The 1,605-nt window shown below is 68.0% G+C and carries 1 protein-coding gene; it reads left to right on the top strand.

Annotation, left to right across the window (positions count from 1 at the left end; translation table 11 throughout):
• On the top strand, nucleotides 1-1,605 hold a 1,605-nt coding region (locus ACTMTF_RS49340; RefSeq protein WP_441117028.1), incomplete at both ends, for a non-ribosomal peptide synthetase.

Here is a 1,605-nt window from a genome sequence, read left to right as displayed (position 1 = left end):
CGACCGGCTGGTCGAGGAACTCAACCCCACCCGCTCACTGGGCCTGCACCCCCTGGCCCAGGTCATGCTGGCCTACCACAGCCAGGGGCAGCCGACGCTCGACCTGCCCGGTCTGCAGACGGAGCTGACGCAGGTCCATGCTGGGGTGTCGAGGTTCGACCTCACTTTCGAGCTGACCGAGCACCACGACAGCGGCGCGCTGGCCGGTCGCCTCGAATACGACGTGGACCTGTTCGAGCGTGAGACCGCGCAGGATTTGGTCAAACGGCTGCTGCTCCTGCTTGATTCGGCGATCCGCGATGTGCATACGCCGGTCGGGGACCTTGAGGTTCTCTCCGGGGACGAACGCGGCCTCATGCTCGGTGCCTGGGGCCGGGCGGAGTCGGTCGATCGGGAAAGCACGTTCGTCGAGCTCTTCGCGGAGCAGGTGGCGCGCGTTCCCGACGAGCCGGCGGTCGTTCATGAGAATGAGCGGTTGACGTACGCCGAACTCGACGCCCGCGCGAACCGTCTCGCGCACTGCCTCGTTGCGCATGGCGTCGGCCCCGAGCAGGTCGTCGCCATGGCGGTGCCGAGGTCCGTCGAGATGGTGGTCGCCATCGTGGCGACACTCAAGGCCGGCGGTGCCTATCTGCCCATTGACCTGGCCTATCCGCCACAGCGCATCTCGTACATGCTGGAGGACGCCGAACCCGCTCTCATCCTGACCACCTCCGCCTCCGCCGCGCAGTTGCCGGACGGGCACCCGATGGTTCTGGTGGATCGGCTGCCCGACGTCTATCCGGCGTCGGCCGTGACGGGCGGCCCGGTTTCGCCGGGCAGTGCCGCGTACGTGATCTACACCTCCGGCTCGACCGGTCGGCCGAAGGGTGTGGTGGTGCCGCATGCCGGCACGGCGAACCTGATGCGGTCGCAGGCCGAGGCGTTCGCGCTGGGGCCGGGGTGCCGGGTGATGCAGTTCGCCTCCCCGAGCTTCGACGCGATGTTCTGGGAATTCTGCATGTCGCTGCTGACCGGAGCCACGCTGGTGGTCGCCGCCCCCGAGCGGCTGCTGCCGGGAGAGGCCTTGGCCGAGCTGGTCAGCGATCATGCGGTCACGCACGTCACCCTTCCTCCGTCGGCGTTGACGCAACTCGCTGATCACGGCCTTGCCGACGTCACCACGCTCATCGTGGCCGGCGAATCCTGCCCTGCCGAACTGGCCGCCGCCTGGGCGGTGAACCGCCAGATGATCAACGCGTACGGCCCGACCGAGACCACGGTGTGCGCCGCGATGAGCGGGCCCCTCTCTCCCACGTCAGCCCCCACCATTGGCGGGCCCATCAGGGGGATGCGGGCTTATGTCCTGGATGAGCGGTTGCGGCTGGTGCCACCTGGGGTGCCTGGGGAGTTGTATCTGGCGGGGTCGGGGTTGGCTCGCGGCTACTGGGGCCGTCCCGACCTGACGGCTGAGCGTTTCATCGCTGATCCTTTCGGTGAGTCTGGTCGGCGTATGTATCGCACGGGGGATTTGGTGCGGTGGACCGGGGAGGGGGAGTTGGAGTTCCTCGGGCGCACCGACGACCAGGTCAAGATCCGTGGCTTCCGTATCGAGTTGGGTGAGGT

The organism is Nonomuraea sp. ZG12 (assembly GCF_052068115.1).
Taxonomy (GTDB): domain Bacteria; phylum Actinomycetota; class Actinomycetes; order Streptosporangiales; family Streptosporangiaceae; genus Nonomuraea.
Note: the sequence above shows the minus strand (reverse complement) of the source record. Positions and strands in the feature narration are given on the sequence as shown.